This is a genomic window from uncultured Nostoc sp. (assembly GCF_937863485.1).
Taxonomy (GTDB): Bacteria; Cyanobacteriota; Cyanobacteriia; order Cyanobacteriales; family Nostocaceae; genus Nostoc.
Genome location: NZ_CALMFY010000178.1, coordinates 1 through 5,168, shown reverse-complemented (window position 1 = coordinate 5,168; position 5,168 = coordinate 1). Strand labels below are relative to the sequence as shown.

The window sequence follows — 5,168 nt, the reverse complement described above, 5'->3', positions numbered from 1 at the left end:
TTATTAGCGATCGCACCTTTTTTGTCCAACCTCACAAAATCGCGTTGCTCCCGGGTGAGACAGCGATCGATGTGATTGGCTATGCGGCTCAGATTGCGGCTCAATTGGGCGCTCACATCATACAAAGTGAAACTGCCCAACGAACACGTTGAACAGGATGCAGCCCGCAAGGTGTATGAGCAAGAGCAAATTCCGATCACAACATTATCTGAACGAGTGCATCATGTGGTGCAATGTGCCTTTAACGGACGGCGGATTGTCATTTTTTCGGGTGGGCCGATCGACAGTGATGATGCTTTCCTCAATAAAGTTCGTGCTATTAATGCCGGACATGGATTTGGTTCGATTATCAATACCTTTGCCAATTTACGAGGGTGAGTTGATGTATTAACTCCCGTATCTGCTGAGGCTTGGCAAAAACAATAAGTCCTAAAAATTCCTTCAAGGTTTCCCACAAGGTTTTTTTAACGTATTGACCGCAGTATAAGAGTTTGAAATTCCAAACTACCTTTTAAATTAAACGCTTATGTATGGGTAATTTTGCAAGTTTTGCAAAAATTTTTGTCGCCTCTTATTTTGGCAAAGGTATTGATTATCGGACGCAATTCTTTCCAGCGTTCCAAGCCAGATGCACTGCGATTGCTCAACACAATCATGGATATTTACAATGGACAGTCTGAGACCATTCGCACTCCTGCACTGACCTAATTTGTCTATCAAGACTGTTTTGATGAGTTTGCGATCGAAATCGATCAAAACAGCCTAAAAATTGGGTTTGTTGTCTCTATTACGAACCGAATCCTCACCTTGAAGCAATCTTCCCCACTCCAATATGCCTGACTTTTTTCATCGCTTGCATCTCTCTATTGCTGGCAGGAAAGCTAGATCATGAGAAAATCACGTCCAAAGCCTACCCTATTGAAAGATTATCGTGCCATCATTCCTGCTTCCTTTTTTGGCATGATTCTGGGTTTGGCAGGATTAGGTAGTTGCTGGCGAGTAGCTGCTAAACTTTGGCACTTGCCTACCTGGATTAGCGAAGCAATTATGTTGCTGACAATTGCAATCTGGCTCGTGTTGTTGCTACTTTATGTGGGTAAATGGCTGTGGGCGAGAGCAGATGCCTTAGCTGAATTTGAGCATCCTGTTTTGTGTTGCCTTATCAGCTTAGTGCCTGTGTCTACGATGTTTGTGGCGCTAGCGATCGCACCCTACTCTCGTGCGATCACCATCACATTATTTGTTTATTTGTTGTCGGTGCAATTGGTCAGTTAAGCTTTGGCGTGTATCATTCCGGTCAGCTATGGATGGGAGGACGTAAGCCAGAAATAATTACACCCATTCTCTACCTCTCTACAGTCGCGGGTAGTTTTGTCAGTGTGATCGTTGCTAGTACCCTCGGTTATCGAGAGTGGGGCCAGTTGTTTTTTGGAAGAGGGCTGTTTTCGCGGCTAGCATTGGAGTCGATGATTATGCAGCGCCTCTACTTGTTAGAAGCATTGCCTAAACCACTTCGTCCAACGCTGGGTATTCAACTTGCCCCCCTGTTGTTGGCTGTGTTGCTTATTTGAGTATCACCAGTGGTCAGCCCGATGCCTTTGCTCAGTTCCTCTTCGGCTATGGACTGTTGCAAGGGCTGATTCTACTGCGGCTACTACCGTGGTTGTTTCAACAACCCTTTACAGCTACTTACTGGGCATTCACCTTCGGCATTGCCGCCTTAAAAACCGTTTCGATGTAATGCCGAGTATGTTGTTTAATAGGGTTCCAATTTGATTTTAATTATGCAAAGAATTGTGGGCTTCATTGAGTTTGTGGGCTGATTCTTCTAATAAGCGTTGTTCATAAGCATTTCTTGATAACAGCAGTTGGCGCTCAATACCTGTTGAGCCAATGATACATGGAAGTCCAAGAACAACTTCACTGCCAACTCCATAGTTAGAATCTGCTCTGGCCAATTAATTCCTTTACCAATAGTTACGCGATTCCATCCTAACTCTCACTCTGAAGCGAGACTGTCCTCCATCATCCGTGAGAGGTTAGAGTGATTGCATATTTGTCAAGAGGGTGCGGGGAAAGGGGACATATCTAGCTTGGAAACTGGTTTTCGCAGCGCTTTGACAACTCCTAAATCTTGATTCTCTTTTGCAGCGAAGTACTTAATAGGGTCATCCGCCTTACCTTTGTCATAGGCAACACTAAAATGGTACAAACCACGAAATATCATCTCCAAAGAAATACGGTCAAATGGTAAAGCTAATTCATCAGCTACCGCATCTCCCAAGTCAACTAATACTGCATAAAAGAGCCAAGTTGCCCACACTTGTGACTTCACACCATTAATAGAACCAGTCCATAAATACGACAGTCCTAATAAACGTTTGACCACGTAAAAAGCTTCTTCAATTCTCCATCTTCTCCGATATAAGTCAGCAACAACGTAGGGAGGTAACATTTGCGGGTCGAGGATAGAAGTAATGTAAGAATAGCTAATTTTACCGACTTGTATTTCAATTAAACGTAAAGTCAGTACTGGTGCTCCACGACGAATAGTACCAAGTTGAATTAATCGGTCTTTAACCGAATGCCCTCGCGCAAACCGAACTTGACAACTACATTGCAGACCAAGCCCAAGCCGTAGCTCCTGAACTACTGACAACTGTAGAAATCAACTTTTACCACCACGAAGTCTACTGTGGCAAAGAACTGATAACCTACATTGCTTATGACCACGATGATTTAATCACCCAACCGTGGCTCGTTATGGTTAACGGCATAGAGAAATTCCGGGCTTCCACCCCCAACAGATGTCAATGCTTCATAGAAGTGCGATTCGTTCAGTCGAAACCGAGTAATCGGGGGATGACTGGCTTCTACAGGGTAATCCATAAGGATTGAGTTCGCACTTTAATCCCTTGTAGATGACAACTTCATAACCTTACAGGTGAGCGCTAGTACCCTAGAAAAAGCAAGAGTAATATCGGTTCGTCGTGTAACTCAAGATAATCAAGGTAAGAAAACGGCTGGTGTGGACGGAGTTAAATCACTGACCCCGAAGTAACGTTTGACCTTGATAAATGAAATTAAACTGGGTTCAAAGGTAAAACCTACTTGCCGAGTTTGGATACCCAAACCAGGAACAGAGGAAAAAAGACCTTTGGGAATACCGACAATGTTCGACTGAGCATTGCAAGCACTTGTCAAACTGGTATTAGAGCCAGAATGGGAAGCGCGATTTGAACCTAACTCATATGGGTTCAGACCTGGGCGCTCATGTCACGATGCGGTTGGAGCAATATACACTGCGGTAAATAAAAAATCCAAATATGTTTTGGATGCCGACATATCAAAATGTTTCGATCGTATTAATCACGATGTACTTCTCAAGAAATTAAATACCTATCTAACCTTACGAAGACAAATTCGAGCTTGGTTAAAAGCTGGTGTTATGGATGGGAAAAGTCTATTCCCAACCGATGAAGGCACACCACAAGGAGGGGTGAAATCACCCCTCCTTGCCAATATTGCCTTACATGGACTTGAGGAATTGATTATGGGATTAGCCCCAAAATTCAATATGAGAGATAGTCGTGGTCATACTTTTGGACTACGGGATAAAATCAAATCGATTTCATGTATCAGATACGCAGATGATTTCGTGGTTCTACATGAGGAGTACGAAGTCATAAAACTGTGCAAGACAGAGATAGAGAAGTGGTTATGTGGCATTGGGTTAAAATTAAAACTAAGTAAAACTAGACTAGTTCACACCCTGAATAACTTAGAAGGCGAAGAACCTGGATTCAATTTTTTAGGATTCAACGTTAGACAATTTCCAGTCGGAAAACACAACTCAGGGAGTAAAAGCAGAAGTGGTTTATTAGGATTTAAGACTATTATCACCCTTAGTAAAGAAAGCCAGAAAAGGCACTATAGAAAAGTGGCTGAAGTAATAGATAAGTCACGTGGGTTAGACCAAGCGACTTTGATTATGATTTTAAATCCCATTATACGGGGTTGGTGCAATTACTTCTCTACCGTCGTTAGCCAGAAAATATTTGAAAGGCTATGGCATTTAGTTGTCTGAAAACTGCTTAAATGGGGTAGTCATCGTCACCGAAATAAAGGCAGAAAGTGGGTACGCCTTAAATACTTCAAAACCGTAGAAGGCAATAACTGGGCGTTCGCAACCAGGGAGGGTAAAAATCCTCTAATGCTGATACAATATAGCTCCACTGAAATAAAACGCTATGTGAAGGTAAAAGGGGTAGCATCCCCCTACAATGGTGACTGGATTTATTGGAGTTCTAAAATGGGTGTACATCCCGAAGTGTCTACGAGAGTAGCAACACTACTCAAAAGGCAAAAAGGAATATGCGCTCACTGCGGTAACTACTTCACAGATGGAAATCCGATTGAAGTTGACCATGTAATTCCCACATTCATTGGTGGACGGAATTCATACGATAATTGGCAACTACTCCATCGACACTGCCATGATACAGCAGATTTCAGGTAAATGCTGCAGGATCAGGATGGTGCGGACAAGCTTTCCCTGTGAACAAGCGGTAGCCAAACGCTGGATTGTCAGCCATGCTCCAGAGTTTGAGTCCGCCCAGGTGACGCTGCTGGGTGATGACCTCTACAGTCGCCAACCCCTGTGCGAGTTATGTCTGGAACAGGAGTGGAACTTCCTCTTTGTCTGCCTGCCTAAGTCGCACCCGGCTTTATATGAATGGCTGGAGTACTTACAAGCCAATGGGGAAGTCCAGACGGTGCAGCAAAGTCACTGGAATAGTCGATACCAGGAAATTCATCACTATCGCCACGTCAATCACATCCCACTGCGGGAAACTCAGCCAGCAATGATTGTCAATTGGTGTGAACTAACCATCACCAAAGCGTCAGATCACTCACTGCTCTATCAGAACTCTTGGGTCACCCAACACCTGCTTGAGAGCAAGAATGTGGCCAAGGTGGTCGCCGCCGCCAGAGCCAGATGGAAGACCGAAAATGAAAATCCCTTCGTGCTTAAAACCAAGGGTTACCAGGGAGCAACGCAATTTGGTGAGGTCAGGTGAAAAACAGGTGATCGCTAAAAAATCCATTTAAGGTAAGGATTCAGGTCTAATATTGCGGAAGCAAAGAAGGGCGAGACTGATAATTAA

General features: G+C 43.8%; 11 protein-coding genes and 1 pseudogene. 9 read left to right on the top strand and 3 right to left on the bottom strand.

The features are described from left to right. Positions 1–126 precede the first annotated feature (126 nt). From Q0541_RS23760 to Q0541_RS23740, 5 genes are all read left to right on the top strand, one after another. Positions 127–378: a hypothetical protein gene (locus Q0541_RS23760; protein ID WP_298916349.1), complete on the top strand. Its 252-nt coding sequence runs from the start codon at positions 127–129 to the stop codon at positions 376–378. A gap of 183 nt (positions 379–561) precedes the next feature. Further along, positions 562–708 (top strand): hypothetical protein, encoded by a 147-nt coding sequence (locus Q0541_RS23755; RefSeq protein ID WP_298916347.1) that lies wholly within the window; start codon positions 562–564, stop codon positions 706–708. A gap of 180 nt (positions 709–888) precedes the next feature. Further along, positions 889–1,275: a hypothetical protein gene (locus tag Q0541_RS23750; RefSeq protein WP_298916344.1), complete on the top strand. Its 387-nt coding sequence runs from the start codon at positions 889–891 to the stop codon at positions 1,273–1,275. Positions 1,276–1,307: 32 nt separating this feature from the next. Next, complete coding sequence (locus tag Q0541_RS23745; RefSeq protein WP_366941923.1) at positions 1,308–1,571, top strand: hypothetical protein; 264 nt, start codon at positions 1,308–1,310, stop codon at positions 1,569–1,571. After that, complete coding sequence (locus Q0541_RS23740; RefSeq protein ID WP_298916342.1) at positions 1,568–1,741, top strand: hypothetical protein; 174 nt, start codon at positions 1,568–1,570, stop codon at positions 1,739–1,741. Before Q0541_RS23745 ends, Q0541_RS23740 begins: the two co-directional genes overlap by 4 nt. 37 nt (positions 1,742–1,778) lie before the next feature. On the opposite strand, the gene Q0541_RS23735 is transcribed toward Q0541_RS23740, so the two are convergent. From Q0541_RS23735 to Q0541_RS23725, 3 genes and pseudogenes are all read right to left on the bottom strand, one after another. After that, on the bottom strand, positions 1,779–1,958 hold the full coding sequence (locus Q0541_RS23735) for a hypothetical protein (protein ID WP_298916340.1): 180 nt from the start codon (positions 1,956–1,958) through the stop codon (positions 1,779–1,781). Between the two features lie 113 nt (positions 1,959–2,071). Then, positions 2,072–2,584, bottom strand: a pseudogene (locus Q0541_RS23730) (transposase); the annotation flags it as partial. A 155-nt stretch (positions 2,585–2,739) separates the two neighbouring features. Next, positions 2,740–2,889: a hypothetical protein gene (locus Q0541_RS23725; RefSeq protein WP_298916337.1), complete on the bottom strand. Its 150-nt coding sequence runs from the start codon at positions 2,887–2,889 to the stop codon at positions 2,740–2,742. 55 nt (positions 2,890–2,944) lie between these two features. Here Q0541_RS23725 and Q0541_RS23720 point away from each other — a divergent pair, with 55 nt between their 5' ends. From Q0541_RS23720 to Q0541_RS23705, 4 genes are all read left to right on the top strand, one after another. Further along, a complete protein-coding gene (locus Q0541_RS23720; RefSeq protein ID WP_298916334.1) occupies positions 2,945–3,061 on the top strand; it encodes a reverse transcriptase N-terminal domain-containing protein in 117 nt (38 codons plus the stop codon). 126 nt (positions 3,062–3,187) lie between these two features. Then, the gene (locus tag Q0541_RS23715) at positions 3,188–4,087 is read left to right on the top strand and encodes a reverse transcriptase domain-containing protein (RefSeq protein ID WP_298916331.1); all 900 of its coding nucleotides are present in this window, start codon (positions 3,188–3,190) and stop codon (positions 4,085–4,087) included. Positions 4,088–4,213: 126 nt separating this feature from the next. Further along, complete coding sequence (locus tag Q0541_RS23710; RefSeq protein WP_298916328.1) at positions 4,214–4,519, top strand: HNH endonuclease; 306 nt, start codon at positions 4,214–4,216, stop codon at positions 4,517–4,519. A 16-nt stretch (positions 4,520–4,535) separates the two neighbouring features. Further along, on the top strand, positions 4,536–5,081 hold the full coding sequence (locus Q0541_RS23705) for a hypothetical protein (protein ID WP_298916325.1): 546 nt from the start codon (positions 4,536–4,538) through the stop codon (positions 5,079–5,081). Positions 5,082–5,168: the final 87 nt, after the last annotated feature.